The organism is Streptomyces sp. NPDC002092 (assembly GCF_053593775.1).
This window is the reverse complement of sequence record NZ_JBSFDG010000010.1, coordinates 186,589-209,140: the sequence shown is the minus strand read 5'-3', so window position 1 is coordinate 209,140 and position 22,552 is coordinate 186,589. Positions and strand designations below refer to the sequence as shown.

Annotated in this window: 13 protein-coding genes; all 13 read left to right on the top strand. The window is 71.5% G+C overall.

What is annotated here, in order from left to right; all coding sequences use genetic code 11:
* The first annotated feature begins 97 nt into the window (after nucleotides 1-97).
* Genes ACWCRD_RS24110 through ACWCRD_RS24050 form a run of 13 tightly spaced genes read left to right on the top strand, consistent with a single transcriptional unit; the run spans nucleotide 98 to nucleotide 22,543 of the window.
* A complete protein-coding gene (locus ACWCRD_RS24110; RefSeq protein WP_450967981.1) occupies nucleotides 98-2,386 on the top strand; it encodes an ATP-binding protein in 2,289 nt (762 codons plus the stop codon).
* Nucleotides 2,377-2,673, top strand: coding sequence for a hypothetical protein (locus tag ACWCRD_RS24105; protein ID WP_450967838.1), 297 nt, complete (start codon nucleotides 2,377-2,379; stop codon nucleotides 2,671-2,673). The genes ACWCRD_RS24110 and ACWCRD_RS24105 overlap by 10 nt, the downstream gene beginning before the upstream one ends.
* Entirely contained in the window at nucleotides 2,670-9,308 is a 6,639-nt protein-coding gene (locus ACWCRD_RS24100) for an eCIS core domain-containing protein (RefSeq protein ID WP_450967837.1), read from the top strand. Before ACWCRD_RS24105 ends, ACWCRD_RS24100 begins: the two co-directional genes overlap by 4 nt.
* 28 nt (nucleotides 9,309-9,336) lie before the next feature.
* Entirely contained in the window at nucleotides 9,337-10,044 is a 708-nt protein-coding gene (locus tag ACWCRD_RS24095) for a hypothetical protein (protein ID WP_450967836.1), read from the top strand.
* Nucleotides 10,041-10,724, top strand: coding sequence for a hypothetical protein (locus ACWCRD_RS24090; RefSeq protein ID WP_450967835.1), 684 nt, complete (start codon nucleotides 10,041-10,043; stop codon nucleotides 10,722-10,724). Before ACWCRD_RS24095 ends, ACWCRD_RS24090 begins: the two co-directional genes overlap by 4 nt.
* 10 nt (nucleotides 10,725-10,734) lie before the next feature.
* The gene (locus tag ACWCRD_RS24085; protein ID WP_450967834.1) at nucleotides 10,735-11,088 is read left to right on the top strand and encodes a hypothetical protein; all 354 of its coding nucleotides are present in this window, start codon (nucleotides 10,735-10,737) and stop codon (nucleotides 11,086-11,088) included.
* Nucleotides 11,081-12,220, top strand: coding sequence for a hypothetical protein (locus ACWCRD_RS24080; protein WP_450967833.1), 1,140 nt, complete (start codon nucleotides 11,081-11,083; stop codon nucleotides 12,218-12,220). Before ACWCRD_RS24085 ends, ACWCRD_RS24080 begins: the two co-directional genes overlap by 8 nt.
* 27 nt (nucleotides 12,221-12,247) lie before the next feature.
* Complete coding sequence (locus ACWCRD_RS24075; protein ID WP_450967832.1) at nucleotides 12,248-12,784, top strand: phage baseplate assembly protein V; 537 nt, start codon at nucleotides 12,248-12,250, stop codon at nucleotides 12,782-12,784.
* 22 nt (nucleotides 12,785-12,806) lie between these two features.
* A complete protein-coding gene (locus tag ACWCRD_RS24070; RefSeq protein ID WP_450967831.1) occupies nucleotides 12,807-13,142 on the top strand; it encodes a hypothetical protein in 336 nt (111 codons plus the stop codon).
* Entirely contained in the window at nucleotides 13,139-13,528 is a 390-nt protein-coding gene (locus tag ACWCRD_RS24065) for a GPW/gp25 family protein (protein ID WP_450967830.1), read from the top strand. Before ACWCRD_RS24070 ends, ACWCRD_RS24065 begins: the two co-directional genes overlap by 4 nt.
* Entirely contained in the window at nucleotides 13,525-16,641 is a 3,117-nt protein-coding gene (locus ACWCRD_RS24060) for a putative baseplate assembly protein (RefSeq protein ID WP_450967829.1), read from the top strand. Before ACWCRD_RS24065 ends, ACWCRD_RS24060 begins: the two co-directional genes overlap by 4 nt.
* Complete coding sequence (locus ACWCRD_RS24055) at nucleotides 16,638-20,396, top strand: putative baseplate assembly protein (protein ID WP_450967828.1); 3,759 nt, start codon at nucleotides 16,638-16,640, stop codon at nucleotides 20,394-20,396. Before ACWCRD_RS24060 ends, ACWCRD_RS24055 begins: the two co-directional genes overlap by 4 nt.
* Complete coding sequence (locus ACWCRD_RS24050) at nucleotides 20,396-22,543, top strand: hypothetical protein (RefSeq protein WP_450967827.1); 2,148 nt, start codon at nucleotides 20,396-20,398, stop codon at nucleotides 22,541-22,543. Before ACWCRD_RS24055 ends, ACWCRD_RS24050 begins: the two co-directional genes overlap by 1 nt.
* The last annotated feature ends 9 nt before the right edge of the window (nucleotides 22,544-22,552 follow it).

The window sequence follows — 22,552 nt, the reverse complement described above, 5'->3', positions numbered from 1 at the left end:
AATCCGCCGCGTCCTGACCCACGTGGACGCGCACGCGGCGCGGCGCGCGGTGGGGGCTGGGGGCGCCGCCGAGACGTCCGTCGGCTCCGACGCCGGGATGTCTGCGGGCCGCAACGGGGCCGACACCGGGGCTCGGAGCGCTGCTGGGACGCCCGGGTGCCTCGACGGTGCCGGAGCGCCGCCGGACGAGTCTGTCAGGGCGTCCGGCGAGTCCGCGGTCGAGGGGGCGGCGCGCCGGGCGGCGGGGGCTCGGGACGCCGCCGGGAGGGCTGCGGGCCTCGACGGGACCGGCCCAATTGATCATGCGAAATCCGGCGCCTCCACCGGGGACTTCTTGCCTCCCGGCGAGGCAGCCGGGGCACCCGGCGAGTCCGCCGCCGAGGAGCCGACCGCCCCCGCCTCCCTCCCCGGTCGCCCCGTGGCCGGGACTCCGGGCACCGCCGGGACCTCCGCGGGCTCAGGCGGGCCCGCCGCCGGGGCTTTCGTGCGCCTGGGCGGGCCTGCTGCCGAAGCGGCCGGGGCGCCCGGTGAGGATGCCGCTGAGGAGCAGGGCGCTTCGGTTGTCGATGGCGGCCTCGCCGTCCTTCCCGGCCCCGGCACCGCCCCCCTCGACGCCCTCGTCGCCTGCTTCAGCCTCACCTCCTTCGAGCGCGACCTCGTACTCCTCGCCGCCGCCCAGGAGTTGGAGGCCACGGCCGCCGCCCGGTGCGCCGCGGCCTGCAGCGACCCGGAGCGGGCGTACCCGACCTTCTCCCTCGCCCTGGCCGCCCTCGCGGAGCCGCACTGGAGCGCGCTCACGCCCGTGGCGCCGCTCCGGCGGTGGCGGATCGTCGAGCTGGAGGACGAGTCACGGCTGACGACCTCCCGGCTGCGGCTGGACGAGCGGATCCTGCACTTCCTGCTGGGCTCGCCCTATCTCGACGCCCGGCTGCACGGGCAGTTGCGCCGCACCCCCGTGCCGAAGGCGCTGACACCGTCGTACGACCTGGCCGCCACCCGTCTCGCCGAGGGCTGGACGAACGCGACCGAGGCGCCGCTGGTCGAGGTCACCGGCGGCGATCTGCGCAGCCGGGCCGACATCTCGGCGGCCGCGGCGGCCCGCGCGGGGCTTGGCCTGTATTCCATGAGCGCCGAGGACATCCCGTCCGACCCGGCCGACCGCGACCGGCTGGCCCGGCTGTGGCAGCGCGAGGCGATCCTGCTGCCCGCCGCGCTGCTCGTCGAGGCGGGTGAACTGGACCGCGACCAGCGGGCGGCGACGGAGTCCTTCCTGGCCGGGGCGGCCGTACCGGTGGTGGTGTCGAGCGAGGACCCGCTGCGTTCGGAGCGCTCGTACGGGGCCCGGGTGACGGTGCCACGGCTGGACGACGACGAGCAGCTCGGCCTGTGGGCGGGCGCCTTCGAGGAGATCGGCCTGGAGGAGGGTGAGCTCCGCTCTCTGGTCGCCCAGTTCCAGCTGCCCCCGCACGTCGTGCGGTCCGCGGCCGCCGCCGTGCACCGCCGGCTGCCGCACGAGGACGAGCTGGACGCCGGCGAACTCGCCTGGCGGGCCGGGCTCGACGAAGCCCGGATCGGCATGGACGAGCTCGGGCGGCGTATCGCCCCGCAGGCCGGCTGGGACGACCTGGTGCTGCACGAGCGGCAGACCAGCGTGCTGCGGGAGATCGTCGCGCATGTCCGGCAGCGGGCAACCGTCCACCAGGAGTGGGGATTCGCCGCCACCCTGCGCCGCGGGCTCGGTGTCACCGCGATGTTCGCGGGCGGCTCCGGCACCGGCAAGACGCTGGCCGCCGAGGTCATGGCGAAGGAACTCGGACTCGACCTGTTCGTGATCGACCTCTCGCAGGTCGTCAGCAAGTACATCGGCGAGACCGAGAAGAACCTCCGCCGGGTCTTCGACGCCGCCGAACGCGGCGGCGCCCTGCTCCTGTTCGACGAGGCCGACGCCCTGTTCGGCAAGCGCAGCGAGGTCAAGGACAGCCACGACCGGTACGCCAACCTGGAGGTCAGCTATCTGCTGATGCGCATGGAGGCCTACCGGGGCCTGGCCATCCTCACCACCAACATGAAGAACGCCCTCGACACGGCGTTCCTGCGGCGCATCCGCTTCGTCGTCGACTTCCCGTTCCCCGCCGAGCACGAGCGCGCCGAGATCTGGCGCCGCGTACTGCCCCCGCAGGCCCCGGTCAAGGGCATCGACCCGGCCCTGCTCGCCCAGCTCACCGTCGCCGGCGGCTCCATCCGCAACATCGCGCTGTCCGGGGCCTTCCTCGCCGCCGAGGAGGGCGACCGGCTGCAGATGCGGCACATGCTGGCCGCGGCCCGCACCGAATACCTGAAACTGGAGCGCTCGCTGACGCCCACGGAGGTCCGCGGATGGGTGTGAACTCCGCGCGGGACCGGGAGCCCGCCGCGATCCGGATCGAGGTCGGCGAGCTGCTGCTCGACGGCTTCCGGGCCGACCCGGAGCGTGTGTCGGCCGCCTTCGAGAGCGAGTTGACGCGGCTCGTACGACTGCACGGCGTACCGCTGGCCGCGGACGGCCCCCTCGCCGTCGACGCACTGTCCGGGCTGCCGCCCCTGCCCGCCGGGCTCTCCGCCCGGCGCCTCGGCCAGGAACTGGCGCGTGCCGTGCACGAGGGGCTGAGCGGGCACGGGGGGGTGGTCCGGTGAGTTCGCAGACCCAGGACGCGCAGGCGGAGCAGGCCGCCGAACAGCGCCGCCGCAAGCGCAAGGAACGGGCCGCCAAGTCCCGTACGCCCGAGCCGAAGAACATCGTCAGCGGCGCCGGACAGCCCCTCGACCCGGGCCTGCGACGCGAGCTGGAGGAACAGCTCGGCCACGACCTGAGCCGGGTGCGGCTGCACACCGGCCGGGACGCAGGGCAGTTGACCGAACTGCTCGGTGCGGACGCGGTCGCCGTCGGCCAGGACATCCTCTTCCGCGAGGGCGCCTTCCGGCCCGGCACCGACGAGGGCCGACGGCTGCTCACCCATGAACTGCAGCACACGGTGCAGAACCCGCACGGCCTCGGCGCGCTGCGCGCCGGCCGCGAACTCGGCGCCGTGAGCCTGCCGCAGCAGGCGATCGAACGGGAGGCGGAAGCCACCGCTCAGGCACTCGTGCAGGAGGAGTCCGCCCCGCAGGTCGAGGAGGGCCAGGCCACCCCCGGCTGGCTGCGCTACGCGACGGTGGACGCCGACCGGCAGCGCGCCGAGGCGATCGACCCGGCGACCCTCGTGGACCGGCTGACCAACTCCCTCGTACGCTCCCTGCGCGGCGACCCCGAGGACCTCTCCCAACGCACCCGCCGCCAACTGGCCGGACTGCCCGCCGAGTTGCTCGACAGCGTCCTCGACCGCCTCGAAGGCCGACTGCTCGGCCCGGAGCACGACCGGGTGCTGGACCTCGTCGACGACATCGAGGCGTACGACGACTTCGCCGACGACCGTGTGGAACGCGACGCGCACGACGCTCCCGAGGCCGAGCCCGACACGGCCGGGGACCTGCGCGCCGAGCGGGAGAGCGCCGAGCGCCGGGCCCAGGAGGACCGGGCCGGCCAGGACCGCCCGGCCGGCGCGACGGGTCCGGAGAAGGAGCGGGCCGAGCGCGAGGGCGCACCCGGAAGCACCCCCCTGAACGGCGGCACCCGGGAGCAGCAGCAGGCCGAGGTGCAGGACCGGGCCCGGGGTGAGCGGGCCGAGTCCGACGCCCGGGACCGGCGGCGCCGGTCGAGGTCCGAGGCGGGCGGGGGCGGGGCCCCGGCTGCCGGGGTGCGGGACGAGACCCCGGCGCGGGGCACGTCGGCCACCGCCGGGCAGCAGACGCAGGACACGGCGGCCGCCGCTCCGGAGGCACCGCAGGCCACCGGGCAGCAGGAGGCCCCTCAGAGCACCGAGGGCGGCGTACAGACTCAGGACCAGGAAGCCGACAAGGGCGGGCAGGACCAACAGCAGGAGGCGCAGCAGCAGGGCGTCCCTGAGCAGGGCGTCCCGGTCGCGGCCTCGGAGGAGTCCGCCGCACGGAACCGGCCCGGTGCCGCCGACCAGTTCGCCGCAGGCCGGCAGATCCCCTCGGCGGACAAGCAGGGTTCGGACCGGCCGACGGGTTCGCCCGGCCCCGGCACGGACATCCCGCTGCCCACGCCGTCGAGCAGCCTGGACGGCGTACGCGACCAGGACCTCGACGGAGTGCAGGAGACGGCCCGTGACGAGGGCGCGCTCTCCGACAGCACTTCGGAGGTGGAGGTCGGCGGCGCCGAGCCCAGCGCCTGGGACATCGAGCTCCAGCCCGAGGACTTCCTGCCGGAACAGGACCCCGATGTGTCCGGGGTGCCGACGGCCGACCGGTCGGAGACAGCCGGCGCGTCCCTGCCCGACTTCCCGGCGCCCCCGCCGACCAGGGCCGACCAGGTACAGGCGGAGCGCGACGCCGAGGACGCCGAGGACCCGGCGGCTCAGGCGGACGTCGAAGACAACACCGCCGAAGCACCGGCCGGCGAGCCTGCGCCCTCGATCTCGCCCGAGACCGTGGGCGGGCCCGGTGACACTCTGCTCGCCGGCCTGGAACCGGAGGAGAAGGCCACCGGGCTGCCGGACACCGGCGCCGTCTCGAAGGACCCGAAGAGCGGCGACGATCCGAAGGCCGGCCCCGTCACCGCGCAGGCCACGGTGCAGCAGGCCCCCGGTTCCCGGCAGACGGCCGGATCGGACGGCGGCGGAGCCGTGCAGGAGGCCGTGGCCAAGCAGGAGAAGGGCACCCCGGCGGCGGGTGAGCAGGCCACCACGGCTCAGGAGAAGGGCTCGCAGCAGGCGGTGGGCGGCACGGCCGCGGCGCCGCAGACCGCCTCCGCAGCCTCCGCCTCCGTATCGGGGGGTGCGGCCGAGCCCACGCAGGCCGTCGCGGAGGCACCGGCCGCGCGTGACTCGCAGGTCACGGGGGGCTCCAACGCGGACCGGCCCGGCAGCGCCACCAGCGGCGCGCAGAACGCGGCCTCGCCCGGGGCCGGCGGCTCGACGTCCGGCGCACCGGCCGCAAGCACGGCCACGAGGCCGACCACCGTACAGCCGACCCGCCCCGCGTCCACGCCGGTGAAGCCCGCCGACTCCACGGCCACGGCACAGGCGGCCGAGGACGCGATCGGTGCCGTGCCGCAGCCGGACCAGGCGCCGGGCAGCGCCCCCGCGGCGTCCGCCCCGAGTGCGCCACGGGCCGGTGGCGTCGCCAGCAAGGCCGTCGGCAAGGGGCAGGGAAAGAAGGACTCGGCGCCCGCCCCGAACCTCTCCCAGGTCTCGCCCGAGGCGGGCCTGAGCACGGCCGCCACGCTGAAGCCGTATCAGGCCTACCAGGCCATGGGCGGAGTGAACGGTGCGGTGGACCGCAGTGTGGGCGACGAGCACAAGCAACTCGCCGCCGCGCCGCCCTCGATGCGGCGTCCGGCGGGCGCGCCGCAGACCCTGGAGGGGAAGCCGAAGACCGACGCACCCGCCCTGTACTCGCAGGACCCGGCCCAGAAGTCGCAGGCTCCCAAGCAGGAGAACGCGCAGGTCACGGGTGCGAAGGAGCCCGAGGGGCAGATCGAGGCGGAGAAGGCCGAGCCGCCGGACGGCTGGCAGACCTTCAAGATGGCGCTGGGTTTCGGCCTTGGCTGGCTCGCCTCGAAGCTCGGCTTCCACGTCGACAAGCAGGAACTGGCCGCCAAGTTCGCCGGGCTGCCCACCAAGGACGAGGCGCTCAAGCAGGCCCAGGCGGGCAACGCGCCCGGCGTGCAGATGCAGGGCGTGGCCCAGCAGACGTCCGACGAACAGGGCGGCGCCGTCGACGCGAAGGGCCAGGAGACGCTCGACACGGCACGTGACGACGCGGGCCGTTCGATGGGCGAGGACCAGGTCTACCCCGATTCCCCGCAGGAGGAGCTGAAGGGGAACGTCCCCGGCGCCGAGGCCGCGCCGGGCACGATGCCGGAGGGGGCGCCCACCGGCGCCGTACCCGCGAACGCGGCCTCCGCGGTGGCCGAGCACGACAAGGGGCCCGAGTTCCAGGCCGCGTTCAGCCAGGGCCAGAAGGGCATGTCCGACAGTCGCCAGACCAAGGACAAGGGCTTCCGCGACTCACAGCAGAAGCACCAGCAGCAGGTCGGCAGCGAGATCGACAAGAACACCCGGGACCAGGCGGGCCAGCGGTCGAAGGCCTTCGACGAGGTGACGTCGCAGCGAGAGGGCTGGCGCAAGGACCAGGACGATGCCCTCAAGACGCTGGGCGACAAGAAGAACGACCGTACGGACAAGGTCCGCAAGGACGTCCAGGACCGCGAGAAGAAGACCGACGACGACGTCACCCAGCAGAAGACCGACAGCGACAAGCAGATCAAGGACAAGGGGGACCAGGCCGAGTCGGACGCCCAGAACAAGGCGGACGGCGCGGCCCAGGACTCGGGCAACTGGCTCACCAAGGCCTTCGACTGGATCAAACAGAAGGTCATCGAGATCAAGAACGCGATCGTCCAGATCATCCGGGACGCGCGCGACGCGGTCGTCAACTTCATCAAGAACTTCAAGGACACCGTCGAGCGCTGGATCAACGAGGCCCGGGCGTTCATCGTCGACACGATCAAGACTCTGATCGATGATCTGATCCAGTTCGCCGTGGAGATGGTCAAAGCGATCATCGAACTGGCCCAGCGCATACGGAAGTTCGTCACCGACCTGATCGCGCAGGCGATCGCCCTCGTCACCCGGCTCGCGGCACAGCTGAAGCAGATCGTCACCGACCTGCTCAACCAGCTCGCCAAGATGCTCAGCGACATCCTGAACATCCTGAAGAAGATGCTCATGGACGTCATCAAGTCGGTCATCGACGCGGTCAAGACGATCCTGCAGTACGCCTCCCAACTCCTGGGCGCTCTGGGCGAGTTCATGATGATCGCGATCGACTTCCTGGACGACCCCGGCGGCTGGCTGAGCGGTGCGAAGAACTCGGCGGTCGACGGCGCGGAGCACTACATGTTCCGCGAGGTCCAGACGGCGGTCAAACAGTGGTTCCAGGAGAAGATCCAGCAGATCCTCGGCATCCCGCAGATGATCATCGACAAGCTGATCAAGGGCGGCTTCTCTCTCGAACGGATCGTGAAGGAGACCTGGGACGCGGTCGTGCCCCAACTCCCCTTCATCATCGGCGAGATCATCATCACGAAGGTCATTGCGAAGCTGATCCCCGGCGCGGGCTGGGTGATGGCCGTCATCGACGCGATCCGCACGGCGATCGGCGCCCTAGGACAGATCCTGACCGCCATGGGCGCGGTCCTGTCCTGGCTGCGCGCGGTCCGCCAGGGCGGCGCGGGCCTCCTGTTCGCCAAGGCGGTCGCGGCCGGCATCGTCGCCCTGCTCGAACTCGCCTACCAGTATCTGCTGAACGCCATCGGCAAGTACGTCGCCAAGGTGGGCCGCCGCCTGAAGGGCATCGCGGGCAAGCTGTTCCGCGGGGGCCGGGAGGGCGAGGGCGGGGGCCGCCGCCCCTCCGCCGGAGCGGGGGACGGGGGCGCCCCGCGCGGCGAACGCCCGTCGGAGACGGCGCCGGCGGACCGCCCGACCACGCGCCCCAAGGACGCGCCCGCGGCCTCGGACCGGCCGAAGGGGAACACGGAGGAACCCGCCCGGAAGCCCTCGGCCGGCGACACGGACACCCCGGGCCGCCCGAAGAACGGGAAGCCGCGCACCGCCCGCCCGAAGGAGAACCCCACGGGGACGCCCTCCGACAGGCCGGACACCCGCCCCACACCGACGGCGAAGCCCAGGCCGAAGCCCGAGCCGGAACCGAAGCCGAAGACCCCGGCCGACAGGGGCCCGGACAGGCCCAAGGACTCCGCTCCTGACAGGCCGAAGGACGAGACACCCCGGCGCCCCAAGGAAACCGAGGAGCCCAAGAACGGTGAACCCGGGAGGCCCAAGGAGGGCGAACCGGGCAAGCCCAAACCGCCCAAGGACACCGAGGAGCCCAAGAGGCCGCGGACCGGCAAGGACGAGGATCCGAAGAAGCCGAGGACGGGCAAGGACGACGACCCCAAGAAGCCCAAGCACGGCGAGGACGACCCGAGGAACCCGAAGCGGAAGCCGGAGGAGGACGGGCCGGGCCGCCGCAGGCCCAGGCACGAGAAGGACGGCCCGGGACGGCCCAAGTCCGGGCGCAGCAAGAGGAAGCGGAAGCAGGACGAGGACCAGACCGGACCCAAACAGAAGCGCCTCAACAACGCTGTGGACCGCATCAGGAAAATCCTCACCGTGCTGCTCAAACCCGGACTGCCGCGCCCTGCGCACCTTGCGGTCCTGGCCGGTCTGCGGCGGTGGTACCGCCTCACGTCGCTGGAGCGGCGGCAGACAAAACGGGACGCGTTCCAGGTGTGGGCGAAGGTCAACCCCGAGGACAGGGTGATCGACGGATTCCCGGACACGCTCAACGACTACCTGAACAAATGGGACCTGCCCCGCCCTGAGATCACTCCGACCCCGCAGAACGGGGTGGCACCCGGACCGGATACCAACGCGCGTTACATCAACCCGGAGTACGCGAGGGCGTTCGGCAGGCCGCCGAGCGGGCAGTTCACCTACGGGTTCCCCTACCTCGAGAACCTGTACAAGCACACCAGCAACCCGCCGCAGTGGGATCGGATGCACCTCATTCCCCGGGAGGTCGGCGGGCCGGCGAAGACATCGAACTTCGTTCCCGCCAGGAACGATGACAACGCCGCGTTCTACCGCACGATCGAGAGGTACGCGGCACAAGCATTCGGTGAGAAGAACACCGAAGAGCCCCCGATTCCGGGGTGGTACAGAATCCAGTTGGCGCGCTACTCCGGACCCAGCCCCGCGAACCTTCCATTCCCCTACGGGCAGTATCCGAGAGGGTTCCCCGAGAGGGTCGAGGCCGAGTGGGGTCTGTACCGCAAGCGTGGGGACGGATCTGGCCGGGAAAGGTCGGACTGGATGAAACTTCCGGCCGAGCAGCGGGCCACGAAACACTTCAATCCGCCGCCCCCGACCGCAGCCAAGGATCTTAACCCGGTGAACGTCAACAGGGATTCTGAGGCGGATGTGAAACGCGCCTTCGGTAGGGTGACAAAATTGTTCATGGAAGCGTTCATGAAGGTACGGGGACAGGCTCCTCCCGGCACCGACGCGTTCAGTGACGTCGACGACATACGTAGGAAGTTGTCGAAGTTCAAGTCGCAGAACGGGAAGAGTCTCTACTCGCTGGAAAGGACGATGTTCGACATAGAGGAGCGCTTCAAGCAGGGGTTCTTCACCTTCCAGTAGCCCGTACCATCCACGAAAGGTCACGAGCATGACCGACCTCACCGACAACGAGCGGCGGCACGCAGCAGCGCTGGCAGCCATCCGGGAGAGTCCGTACCTGAACGCCCGATGTGGAAGCGCGGTGGAGTTGGCCGAGCCCCTTGAGGATCTGCTGCCTCTCTACGAACACAATGAGGACTGGGACGACGTCCAATTGGATGAGGGCATGCTGAGCTGCGCCCTCCGCTTCACCGACCTCGGCGCACAGTGGGTGACCACCGGTGGACTGCCCGAGCTGTACGGGGAATACCGGCTTTTGCACTTCTACGATGTATTCGAGCAGGACGACGGGCCCGCTCCCATGCCCGACGCGACGGATTTCCAGCGGCAGTTCCTCTCGGAACTGCGCAGCTTCGATACCACGCCGCGTTCCGGGGCCGGAATGATGTCCTTCATCCGGATGCAGGCGAACACCAGCCCGCTGGAGATCTGGTATCAAGACATCGCGGACATCGGTGGGGACCCTTATCCATCGGGCTTCTTGAAAATGGACATCACATATTGCCAGTATCTCGATGCCCTGCTGTTGACCAAGGGAACCTACGGCTGGCAGTACCTCTACACGGACATGCCGCTGGGCGGCAGAGGCCATCAGAGCACGGTTGGTTTCCTTCAGCGCATGTTGCAGGTCTTCCCGGAAATCTTCCCGCAGTACGACTACCGCGAACTGCGTGAGCGCCTGGAGGCCCGCCTGTGACCCGCTACGCAGACATCCCCAAACCCATCCGCTCCGGAATGGTCGTCGTCAACCCCGATACCGGCACCCCCCAGCGCATCATCGTCCTGCAGTTCAACCCGGACACCCTGGAGCGCAGCATCGCGCCCCAGTCCGCCGGGGACAGCAGTGACACCGGAAGCGGTGGCACCGGGAGCGGGGACCGGAACGAGGCGCTGAGGCTGAAAGGGCCGGCGCAGGAGACCTGGAAGTTCACCGCTGAGATCGATGCCACCGATCAGCTGGAGATCGCGGCGCCCGACGGGATCCATCCGCAGCTGGCGACTCTCGAGATGCTTGTGCAGCCCACGACCGCTCAGCTGCGCGCCGCCAGTCGGCTCGCGCAGAACGGGACCATCGAGATCAGCCCGATCGAGATGCCGCTCACGCTGTTCACATGGGGGAGCAAGCGGGTCATGCCCGTGCGGCTCACCGAGCTTTCCGTCAATGAGTCCGCCTTCGACGTGAATCTCAATCCGATCCGGGCCTCGCTGAGCATCGGGATGAAGATCCTCACCGTCAGTGATCTGCCTGCCGGGCACCGCGGCGCCGATCTCTACATGGCCCATCTCGCGCAGAAGGAGCGGCTCGCCGCGGCCGCGCGCGGGAGTCTCGGGGCTCTCGGGCTGCCGGGCGCCGACGTACTGAGTGGAAGGGGCTGAGTGCGACCTCATGGCTGAGATCGAGTCCTACGAGAGTGCCTTGAGCGCGATACCGGGCGCCCACCCGTACCCGCGCACCAGCCGCTACCACGATGCCGAAATCGGCATACACGTCCAAAAGGACGGAACCGAGGTCCGGTACACCAAACGCCGGTTGCTGCCCCCGCTCGACGCTCAGGAGACACAGGAACACGTCGTCGGCGCCGGTGAGCGGCCCGACCTGCTGGCCCAGCGCTACTTCGGCGACCCCAGCCGGTGGTGGCGCATTGCCGACGCCAACCCCGTGCTCGATCCACGGGAGTTGACGGACGAGGCCGGGCGGGTCATCGACGTCCCCGAGCCCGGAGGACATCGGCGTGTCTGAACAGCCTGTGTTGCACGGCCCCGTCCACATCACGCTCCTCATGGGGCCGAAGCTGGTGAAGCCCGTGCCGGCCGAGGTGACCGAGGCGCTGCTGTCCGCGCAGATCACCGCCACCGCGGGGGAGAGGAGCGGGTTCCAGCTTGCCTTCGACCTCACCAAGACCGGGATCATCAACCAGCGGCTGCTGCCCGAGGGGTTCTTCGACCCGAAGACGCGCCTCGTCATCACCGTCAGCGTCCGCGGAACGCAGGACGTCCTCTTCGACGGCCTCGTCGTGCGCCAGGAGGTCGGGACGAGCAACCAGCCCGGCCGCTCCACCCTCACCGTCACCGGCGAGGACCTCACCCTGCTGATGGACCTGGAGGAGCGCACCGCCCGGTATCCCAACCTGCCGCCCTCCGAGCGGGTGCTGAGCATCCTGCGCCGCTACTCCGACTACGGCATCCGGCCCGACGTCTACGCCGAGAAGATCGCCCAGCCGCCGCATCAGGACCTGCGGGTGCACTACCAGACCGGCACGGACCTTCAGTACGTCACCGATCTCGCCCGTGCCAATGGCTACACCTTCTATCTCGAACCCGGCCCCAACCCCGGCCAGTCCTCCGCCCGTTGGGGCCCGGAGATCCGCCTCGGCATCCGTCAGCACGCCCTCAACGTCAACATGGACGCCAACACGACCGTCGATCAGCTGACCTTCGCGTACGACGGGACCGCGCGAGAAGAGCCGCAGGCCCGCTGGCAGGATCCGGGTACCCGCGTGTCCACCCTCCTTCCTCAGCCGTCGATCAGTCCCCTGCGTCCGCCTCTCGGCCGTCGCCCCACCCCGGCCCTCAAGCGCAAGACCCTGTCCGGCACCGCCAAGCAGCAGCGCGAGCAGGCCGAGGCCGAGCTCCTCGCCCGGGCTGCCGTGTCGGCGGACGTCGTCTCCGGGTCCGGGTCGCTCGACGTCAACCGGCACGGATACATCCTGCAGCCCCGCCAGCTGGTCGGCGTGCGCGGATCGGGGCGGGCGTACGACGGCGACTACTACGTCAAGTCCGTCACCCACAATCTGCGCCCGGGCTCGTTCCAGCAGAACTTCACCCTGTCCAGGGAAGGCCTGGAAGCCCGCAGCGACCGCGTCACGCCGTAAGTCCTCACTGATCAGGAGCAGTTCAGCATGGCGGCACCCAACAATCGCTACCTCGGCAAGTTCCGCGGCCGGGTGGTCGACAACAACGACCCCTTGCGGATCGGGCGTATCACCGTCGAGGTCCCCGACGTCCTCGGTGACGAGCCGTCCACCTGGGCGCTGCCCTGCCTGCCGTTCACCGGGCCCGAGGCCGGGCAGTTCGTGGTGCCGCCGCCGGGGGCCGGTGTGTGGGTGGAGTTCGAGCAGGGGGATCCCAGCTTCCCGGTGTGGACCGGGTGCTGGTACGGGGCTGCCGAGGAGCTGCCGCCCGACGCGCGGCGCGCTCTGCAGGCGAACTCGCCCAGCAAACCGGTCGTCGTGCAGACACCGGGCGCGCACAAGATCGTCATGGACGACACCGCTGGTGCCGAGCAGGGGATTCTGCTGCAGGCCCAGGGCGGCGCCTACATCCGCATCACCAAGGAAGTCGTCGTCATCGCGAACGGCGCGGGCGCCGAAATCCTGCTGCAGGGCGATCACGTCACCATCAACCAGGGCCAGTTGACCGTTCAGTCGAAGCGTTAGCAACAACGGGGGAGAAGAGAAGTTGTCCGGGAGTCTGCTCGACGCGAGCGCCGTGATCGGCTGCCCGCACGGCGGCCGGGTCACCGCCGCCACCACACCTTCCGGCGGCGTACGCATCGGGGGCGCCGCCGTCGCCACAGGAGCGCACACCTACGTCGTCACCGGCTGCCCGCACACCGTCGCCGGGGTGCCCTCGCCGTGCGTGTCGGTCCGCTGGACCGCCGGCGGCAGCGGCGTCACGGTCGGCGGCGCGCCCGTGCTGCTCGACACCTCCGCAGCCCAGTGCTTCAGCGCGGCCCTCGTGCCGCAGGGACCGCCCGTGGTCCAGGCCGCACAGCGAAAGGTCACCGTCCGATGAGCCGTGCCACACGCCGACAGCCGCGCACCGACATCGCGTTCCCCTTCCACGCCGACCGCCGCGGCCGCACCGCACACGCCCGCCACGCCGCGCACGTCCACGACCTGATCGAGCAGCTGCTGTTCACCAGCCCGGGGGAGCGTGTCATGCGCCCCGACTTCGGCTGCGGACTCCTCGATCTCGTCTTCGCGACGAACAGCCCCGAGCTGGTCAGCACCCTCGAACTCTCCGTACAGGCCTCGCTCCAGCGCTGGCTCGGCGACCTCATCGACGTCGTGGCCCTGGACGTCGCCGGCGACGAGAACGCCGTACGCGTCCATCTGTCGTACGTCCTGCGGGCCACCGGAGCCCGGACCGACGACGTCTTCGAAGGGAGGGCGGCATGAGCACGGACACGACCACCTCCCGCCGCGCCAAGGTGAGAGCCGCCCAACTCAACGGAGTCGACGCGGTGGAGGTGAGTGACGACGGGCTGCTGCTCACCGTCACCTTCCTCGGCAAGGCCCCGCACGGACTCGGCCCCGAGAACGTCCGTATCGACGGCGGCCGCCGCATCACCGGCATCACCGCCGTCGACGTCAGCGTCGAACGCGAGGAGGACCCGGAACTCGACGACCGGCTCTACGTCACCCTCGACCGGGCCGGCGACACCTCGCGGTACGTGTTCGCACTCGTCGAGACCGACCCGTACGGCCGCCCGGGAACCGAACCCTTCCGCGGCTTCGACCAGCGCTACCACCGCGCCACCTTCTCCTTCCGGCCCGACCGCCCGACCCCCTTCGACTGCAAGGACGACGAGCCGGAGCCGGAGGCCTTCCCCGCCGCACCTGTCGTCGACTACACGGCCCGCGACTACGACACCATCCGCAAGCTGCTCCTGGACCGGCTGGCGCTCACCACCCCCGACTGGGTCGAGCGCAACCCCGCCGACCTGGGCGTGACGCTCGTCGAGCTGCTCGCGTACACCGGCGACCAGATCGGCTATCAGCAGGACGCGGTGGCCACCGAGGCCTACCTCGACACCGCGCGCCGCCGGGTCTCCGTGAGGCGGCACGTCCGGCTCATCGACTACGCGATGCACGACGGCTGCACCGCACGGGCCTATGTCACCGTGCAGACCGGCGGCGACACCACACTCGCCCCGGGCACCTTCCGCTTCGCCTCCGTCGACGTCCGCGCCCTCGACCCGCACGACCGGCCCGAACCGGGCACGGTCATCGACGAGAACGACCTCGGCGACCTGGACGAGCGCGGCTCGGTCGAGGTCTTCGAACCGGTCGTCGCCGCCGACCCGCTGGAGCTGAAGGTCGCCCACAACGCGATCCGCCTGTGGACCTGGGGCGGCGAGGTCCGCACCCTGCCGAAGGGCGCCACCTCCGCCACCCTGCGCGACGAGTGGGACGACCCCGAGACCTGCCGCGACCGCCGACTCGCCCTGCGCCCTGGTGACTTGCTGGTCCTGGAGGAGGTCAAGGGCCCGCGCACCGGCACCCCGGGAGACCAGGACCCGAGCCACCGGCAGGCCGTGCGCCTCACCTCCGTCACCCCGGGCATCGACCTCATCGAGGACCAGCCGGTCCTGGAGGTCACCTGGGCCGCCGAGGACGCCCTGCGTTTCCCGTTCTGCCTCGCCACGCGCGGCGGCCGCGACTGCCTGCCCGTCGAGGACGTGACCCTGGCCCGCGGCAACGTCGTCCTCGTCGACCACGGCCGCACCCTCACCGGCCTCCCGCAGACGGCCACCGTGCCGCCCGAGCCGGCCGTGGTCGCCTCGTGCGCCCCTCCCGCCTTCGGCTGCTACGACCGCGAGGAGGGCAACGCCCCGGCTCGGCTGATCAACGCCCTCACGGACAAGACGGAGAGCGCGGAGGCCCTCGTACCCGACGATGTCCGGGAACTCTTCGCGGTGGTCGGCGAGGCGGCGACCGTCCGTGCCGGCATCGGCCTTGAGCGCGCCGGTCAGCGGCACGAGCGAGTGGTGCCCGGCACGGCGTACGCCCAGGCGGCAGCCCTGCGCACCCTGCTCGCACAGTCCGTCTACCCGGGCATCCGGCCGCGGTTGCGGCCCGTCCTGACGCGTACACCCGTCGTGCAGGCGGTGGCCTTCCCCGACGCGCAGGCCGTGGCCGCCGGGCAGGCCGCGCGGATCGCCGCGATCCCGGGAGCGGTCCGGCAGCGGCTCGTCGAACTGTGGCGCAGCGCCCGCGACCGCGACGGACTCGGGGACGAGGAGATCGACGAACTCACCGTCATCTACGGCCTGAAGGTCATCGAGCGGTTCGAGCTGCGGGCGCATCCCGTGCGTGCCCTGCGGGAACTCCTGCACCGCAACGACGAGTTGCTCGACACGAAGCTGCGGCGCCTGGCCGTCCTCGCCTCCCGGGCCCGCGCGGGCACCGTCCTCGACGGGCACATCGCCTGGGAGATCGCCCACAGCTGGGGCCCGGCGTACGCGGCCGGACTGCACCCCGACGAGCCGGTGCTGCGCGGCTCCGCGGCCGCCGCGCTCGCCCAGGACCCGCGCCGCGCCCTGCCCGCCGTACGCGTCGAGGACGGCGACCTGACCTGGCTGCCCCGCCGCGACCTGCTGCACAGCGGACCCCGCGACCGGCACTTCGTCGGCGAGCTGGAGGACGACGGCCGTATCGCCCTGCGTTTCGGCGACGGGCGGCACGGCGCGAAGCCGAAGCCGGGCGCCCGCCTCGCCCTGCACTACCGGCTCGGCGGCGGCATCGCCGGCAACGTCGGCGCCGAGGCCATCAACCACCTGGTCATCCAGAGCGACTGCGCACAGCCGCCGGCCGCCGTGGTCCGCAACCCGCTGCCCGCCACCGGCGGCGTCGAGCCCGAACCGGTCGAGCAGGCACGCCAGTTGGCGCCGCTCGACCTGCGCCGCACCCGCCTGCGCGCGGTCACCGCCGAGGACTACGCGGCCCTCGCCGCCCAGCTCCCCGGAGTGCAGCGCGCCGCCGCCGAGATCCGCTGGACCGGCAGCGTCCAGGAGGCCCACATCGCGATCGACGCATACGGCAGCGCCGACCCGTCGGCCGTGCTGCTCGCGCAGGTCGAGCAGTCCCTGGAGGGGTACCGGCGTATCGGCCACGACCTCGTGGTCGGCCCCGCCCGCCTGGTACCGCTCGACATCGCGCTCACCGTGTGCGCCAAGCCGGGCCACCAGCACGGGCAGATCCTCGCCGAGCTGTACCGCGTGCTCGGCAGCGGCCGACTGGCCGACGGGTGGCTCGGGTTCTTCCACCCGGACGCGCTGACCTTCGGCGAACCCGTGCGGCTCAGCCGACTGGTCGCCGTCGCCGCGGCCGTACCGGGCGTGGAGAGCGTCCAGGTCACCCGGCTGCGGCGGCTGTTCGAACAGGACCGAGGAGAGAGGGAGGACGGCGTGCTGCGGCTCGGCCCGCTGGAGATCGCCACCTGCGACAACGACCCGGACCGGCCGGAGAACGGCCTGCTGGCGATATCCCTGGGAGGTGCGGCCCGATGACCGCCACCGATGAGTGCACCTGCGGCTGCGGCGGCCACGACGAGCGCCTCGCGCCCGCCCCGCCGCACAACCCGCCCGGGCGCACCGCCCTCGACTACCGCGTCGGCGAGTACGGCTCCTTCCTGGCCGCCCTGCTCGACCGGCTAGCCTCGCCCGCGTACCCGGCGCTGGAGGGGCTCACGGTCCGCACCCCGGACGACCCGGCGATCGGGCTGCTCGACGCCACCGCCGTCCTCGGTGACCTGCTCACCTTCCACTCGGAGCGGATCGCCGACGAGGCGTATCTCCGTACGGCCAACGAGCACCGGTCACTGGTGCTGCTGGGGCGGCTGGTGGGACACCGGCCGCGGCCCGGTGTCGCCGCCGCGACCCATCTCGCGTACACCCTCGAACGTGATCCGCGGGCGGAGACACTGCCCGTCGTGATCCCGCGCGGCGCGCGCGCCCACAGCGTGCCCGCCTCGGCCGACGAGGAGTCGCTGACCTTCGAGACCAGCCGGGACCTCAGCGCCCGCTGGGATTTCAACGAGCTGAAGGTGCGCAGGCGTCGGCCGTCCTTGGTGACGCCCGACGATCTCGAACGGCGGTCCGAGCTGTTCGTCGAGGGCACCGCGAACTCCCTGCAGACCGGCGATCAGTTGCTCTTCGTGTTCGGGGAGCAGGCCGGTGGGGAGCGGAAGTTGCTGCCGGTCGCTGGTGTGCGGGTTGATCGGGACGAGGACGTCACGGCCATCTCGCTGCCGGAGTCCGTGCCGCCGTCGTTGAGGGAGCTTGTCGACGAGGTGCGGCGGTGGGTTGCCGAGCCTGTGGCTCCGGGGGAGCCGGGGGATGAGCCGCCTACGCCGGAGGTGCCGAATCCGCGGCCTGTCAGCCGCTTGATCGAGGACTTCGAGGACCAGGTTCTGGCGCCCCTGCGGGTGGCTTTGGACGGGGTGAAGACGCCGGAGGGGCTTGCGGCTGTGCTGGTGGAGCCCGTTGCGCGGCTCGGCGAGGCGCAGGTGTTGGCGGGGCCGTGGGGGGATGTCTCTGCCTGGTTTGAGCAACTGCAGGCTGTTCTGCATGAACTTGGCCATCGGGCAATGGAGTCGGCCCCGGTCCAGACCGGTGAGAGTGCCACGAAGGGGGGTCTGGTGTCTGCGGGTGCGTCTGGGCTGGTCGCGCAGTTCCCCGCGCCCCTTAAAAGCGACACCCGCGCCGCTGCTTTTCATGCCCTGGCGGCTGTCCTTCCCGCTCTGCGAGCCCAGCCTCCTGCCTCGCCGACCGGTAACGGCGCCCAGCTCCCCGGAACCGACACCGCCCGTCTCCTCCGCGCCCTCAACCCCTCCCTCGGCAGCCTCTACCCCGCCTGGCGCAAGGCTGCCGCCCCCGGCTCGCCCCAGCTCCTGCGCGCCCTGCTCGCGATGCGCATCACCGCCGCCCCCTTCGGTTCCACCGCGCCCCTCAAGCCCGTCCAGGACGACAAGGGCCGGGTCATCCGGTCCGCCGACTGGCCGCTCACGGGGGCCGTGCTGACCGGGATGCGGGTCGTGTACGACACCGCGGGCAAGGAGCCGGTTCGGGCGGAGTTCCAGTATGTGGAGGGGAACAGCTCCGACCAGCGGGCCGTGACGCTGCCGCTCGCTCAGCAGGTCAACTTCGGGCTCGGTCCCGGGCATGTCGACCTCTCCAGCGGCTCCGGCCAGGAGCCCGCCGTCAGCATCCACCTCCGCGACGGCCTGCCCGAGCGCACCCTGACGGTGTCCCGTCCGGGCGACGACGGGCTGGTCCACGTCGGTGTCAACAACGGGACCGCGCAGGACGTGCCCCTGCGGCCCGGTGTCCCCGTGCAGTTCACCCACGGCGAGTACGAGGTGAGCCTGCGCTACACGGTGGGCAGCACCGAGCCGAACGTCGAGATCGTCATCGCCGGCAAGCCGGCGCCGGTCAACCGCCGGGTGCTGCAGCTCGACAGCGTGCACACGAGCATCACCGTCGGGAGCTGGGTTGCCATCCGGCGTCCGGCCAAGGGCGCCCAGGACGGCATACCCGGCGACCCGAAGCTCGCGTTCGTCACCACCCAGGTCGTGGCGGCGCGTACGGCGGCGTACTCCAACTACGGCATCACCGGCCGCGGCACCGAACTCACCCTCGCCGACCCTTGGCTGGACGAGTTCGACGTGCTGCTCTCGCACATCCGCGACACCACCGTGTATGCCGGAAGCGAGCCGCTGCGGCCGGCGGACGAGCCGCTCGGCGAGGACGTGCACGGCAACGAGATCGAACTCGACGAGCTGTACGACGGACTGCGTCCCGGGCGGCTGCTCGTCGTCGCGGGTGAGCGCAGCGACATCCCCGGGACGACCGGGGTGACCGCCGACGAGGTCGTCACGATCGCCGCCGCCGATGCCGCCGTGGACCCGCAGCTGCCCGATGACCGTGTCCACACCCGTCTGACCCTGACCGCGGATCTCGCCCACCGCTACCGCCGCGAGACGGTCCGCATCCTGGGCAATGTCGTCGAGGCCACCCATGGTGAGAGCCGGGAGGAGGCCATCGGCAGCGGTGACTTGGACCGCGCGGGCCAGACGTTCGCCCTCTGGCAGTCCCCGCTGACCTGGCTCGCCGACGACAATCCCCTCGGCGCCACTCCGGTGCTGGAGATCCGGGTCGACGGGGTGCTCTGGCACGAGGTGGACAGCCTCGCCGGATGCGGACCGCGCGAGCGCGTGTACATCGCCGGCACCGCCTCCGACGGCCGTACGACGGTCACCTTCGGCGACGGCATCCACGGCGCCCGACTGCCCAGCGGCCACGAGAACGTCCACGCCCGCTACCGCTTCGGCACCGGCAAGGCGGCCAACATCCCGGCCAACCGGATCACCCAGCCCCTCACCCGCCCGCTCGGCGTCACCGCGGTCACCAACCCGCGCCCGGCCACGGGCGGCGCGGACGCCGACGGTCCCGGCCTGACCCGCCGTACGATCCCCCTCGCCGTCTCCGCCCTGGACCGGCTCGTCTCGCCGGCCGACTACGAGGACTTCGCCCGTTCCCGCGCCGGCATCGGCCGGGCCGCCGCGCGCGAACTCTTCGACGGGCGGCGGCGCGTACTGCACGTGACCGTCGCGGGCACGGACGACGTGCCGCTCGACGGGGACAGTCAGGGATCAGACACCCTGCGCGCCCTGCGCGGGGCGCTCACCGAGTACGGCGACGGCGACCTGACCGTCCGCGTGGACGTGCGCGAGCTGGTCCTGCTGCTCGTCGCGGCCAAGGTGAAGGTGGCCCGGGACCACGCGTGGGAGTACGTCGAACCCCGGCTGCGGGCAGCACTGTTGCGGCGCCTCGGCTACGAGGGACGGGAGCTGGGGCAGCCCGCCCGGCTCTCCGACCTCCTCGCCACCGCCCACACCGTGCCCGGCGTCGACTACGTGGACGTGGACGTCTTCACCGGCGTCCCCGCCTCCGCCACCCCCGCGGAGCTGGCCGAGCTGCTCACCGACCCCGGCGAGCCCCGCTCCAGCGTGCCCGCGCACCCGGCTGCGTACGACGAGAAGATCCACATCGTCCGCGACGAGCACGGCGAGACCCTGTCGTCCGTCTGCGCCCGCTACGGCATCCCGCTCGCCGAACTCCTGCGCCTCAACCCCGACATCACCGACACCAGGCGCCTGGCGAAGGGCCGGTCGGTGTACGTCTTCCGCGGCATCCGCCCCGCCCAGCTGGCCCTGCTGTCCCCGCGGGCCGCGGACACCCTCATCCTCACGGAGGTCAAGTGATGGCCGCGCATTCGACGGATGTCCGGTTCGATACGGAAGCACCGGTGACTTCCCGGGAGCCCGACGGTCTCGCCGCCCTGCTGCCCCGCTGGCACCTCCTGCGCGACGCCGAGGAGGGCGAGCCGCTGCGCGCGCTCCTCGCGGTGATCGCCGAGCAGCTCGACCGGGTCCGCGACGGCGTGGAGCAGGGCTACGAGGACCTGTTCGTGGAGACGGCGGCACCCTGGGTGCTGCCCTACCTCGGCGACCTCGTCGGTTACCGCACCCTGCCCGGCTACGAGCGCGTTCTCACCACCGGTCTGCACGAGGGCGGGCGTGCCGCGCTCGCCGAGGCCGTCGCGCCGCGCGCGGACGTGGCGGCCACCGTCGCGAACCGCCGCCGCAAGGGCACGCTGCACCTGCTGGAGGAGCTGTCCGAGCAGGTCGCCGGGTATCCCGCCCGCGCCGTCGAGCTGTCGCGGCTCGTCGCCCACAACCAGTCGGTGAAGCTGTACCGGGGCACCGGCAGGGGCCGTCTCCTCGACCTCCGGGACGGCTCGGCGCTCGCCCTCCAGGGCGGCCCCTTCGACACCACGGCCCGCACGGTCGACGTCCGCCGCGCCAACTCGGCGCGCAGTCAAGGCGGTTGGAGTCCGGCCGGAGTCGCCCTCTTCGTCTGGCGGCTGAAGGCGTACTCGCTGACGTCCTCCCCGGCGTACTGCATCGACCGCGCCCGCAACCTGTACACCTTCTCGATCCTGGGCAACGACAGCCCCCTGGTCACCAAGCCCGTCCCGGAGCCCTCGCCCACACACATCGCCACCGTCGACAACGTCCCCGCGTTCATCACCCGCCGTCTGCTCCACGACCGGCTCCTTGACTACTACGGCCCCGGCAAGAGCTTCGTCATCCGGCGCGACGGCGAGGACAAGCCCGTACCGCCGTCCGACATCGTGGTCGCGGACCTGACCGACTGGCGCTACCGGCCCAAGCGCGGGCAGATCGCCGTCGACCCGGAACTCGGGCGGATCGCGTTCGGGTCGCGGTCCGCACCCCGGCAGGGCGTGTGGGTGGACCACCACTACGCGTACGGCGACGACATGGGCGGCGGCGAGTACCAGCGACCCGACCGAGTGGACCGGCCGGACGCGACCTTCTACCGCGTCGGCCCGGGACAGCCGTACCGCCAGATCATGGACGCCTACCGGGCCTGGCAGCACGACCGGCGGGCAGGCAGCATCGGCCCCGACGGCATCATCGAGATCACCCACAGCGGCGCCTACCAGGAGCAGCTGGACTTCGACCTCGACCCCGGCGACCGGCTGGAGCTGCGCGCGGCCGAGGGCACCCGGCCGGTGATCCGGCTGCTCGACTGGTACAGCAACCGGCCCGACGCCCTCAACGTCCGTGCCGTGCAGGACGATTGCGCGCCGCACGAGCGGCCGCGGATCGTCCTCGACGGGCTGCTGGTCGCCGGGCGCGGCATCAACGTCACCGGGCCGATGGGAGCCGTCGTCGTACGGCACAGCACCCTCGTACCCGGCTGGTCCCTGGAGCCCGAGTGTGAACCGCACTCGCCCGAGGAACCCAGCATCGTCCTGGACCGCACCACCGCCTGTCTGCAGATCGAGCACAGCATCCTCGGCACCATCGAGGTCATCGGCGACGAGGTGAGCGAGGACCCCCTCGACATCCACCTCCGCGACAGCATCCTGGACGCCACCGGACACGACCGCGAGGCCCTGTCCGCCCCGGACTGCCGCCACGCCCACGCCGTGCTCCACATGCACCGCACCACCGTCATCGGCGAAGTCCACACCCATGCGGTGGAGATCGCCGAGAACTCCGTCCTCACCGGCAGGCTGAACGTGGCCCGGCGCGGAATCGGCTGCCTGCGCTACTCGTACGTCCCGGCCGGCTCGCGCACGCCCCGACGGCATCGCTGCACCGCCGTACGGCCGTTGTTCGCGTCGGTGCGCTACGGGACGCCCTGGTACGGGCAGCTTGCCGACCGCGGTCCCGAGGAGATCAGGCGCGGCGCGGACGACGGTGCCGAGATGGGTGCCTTCCACGATCTGTACCGGCCGCAGCGCGAGGACGGTCTGCGGGCGCGGCTCGCGGAGTACACGCCCGCGGGCGCGGACGCCGGGATCTTCTTCGTGACCTGAGCAGTGCCG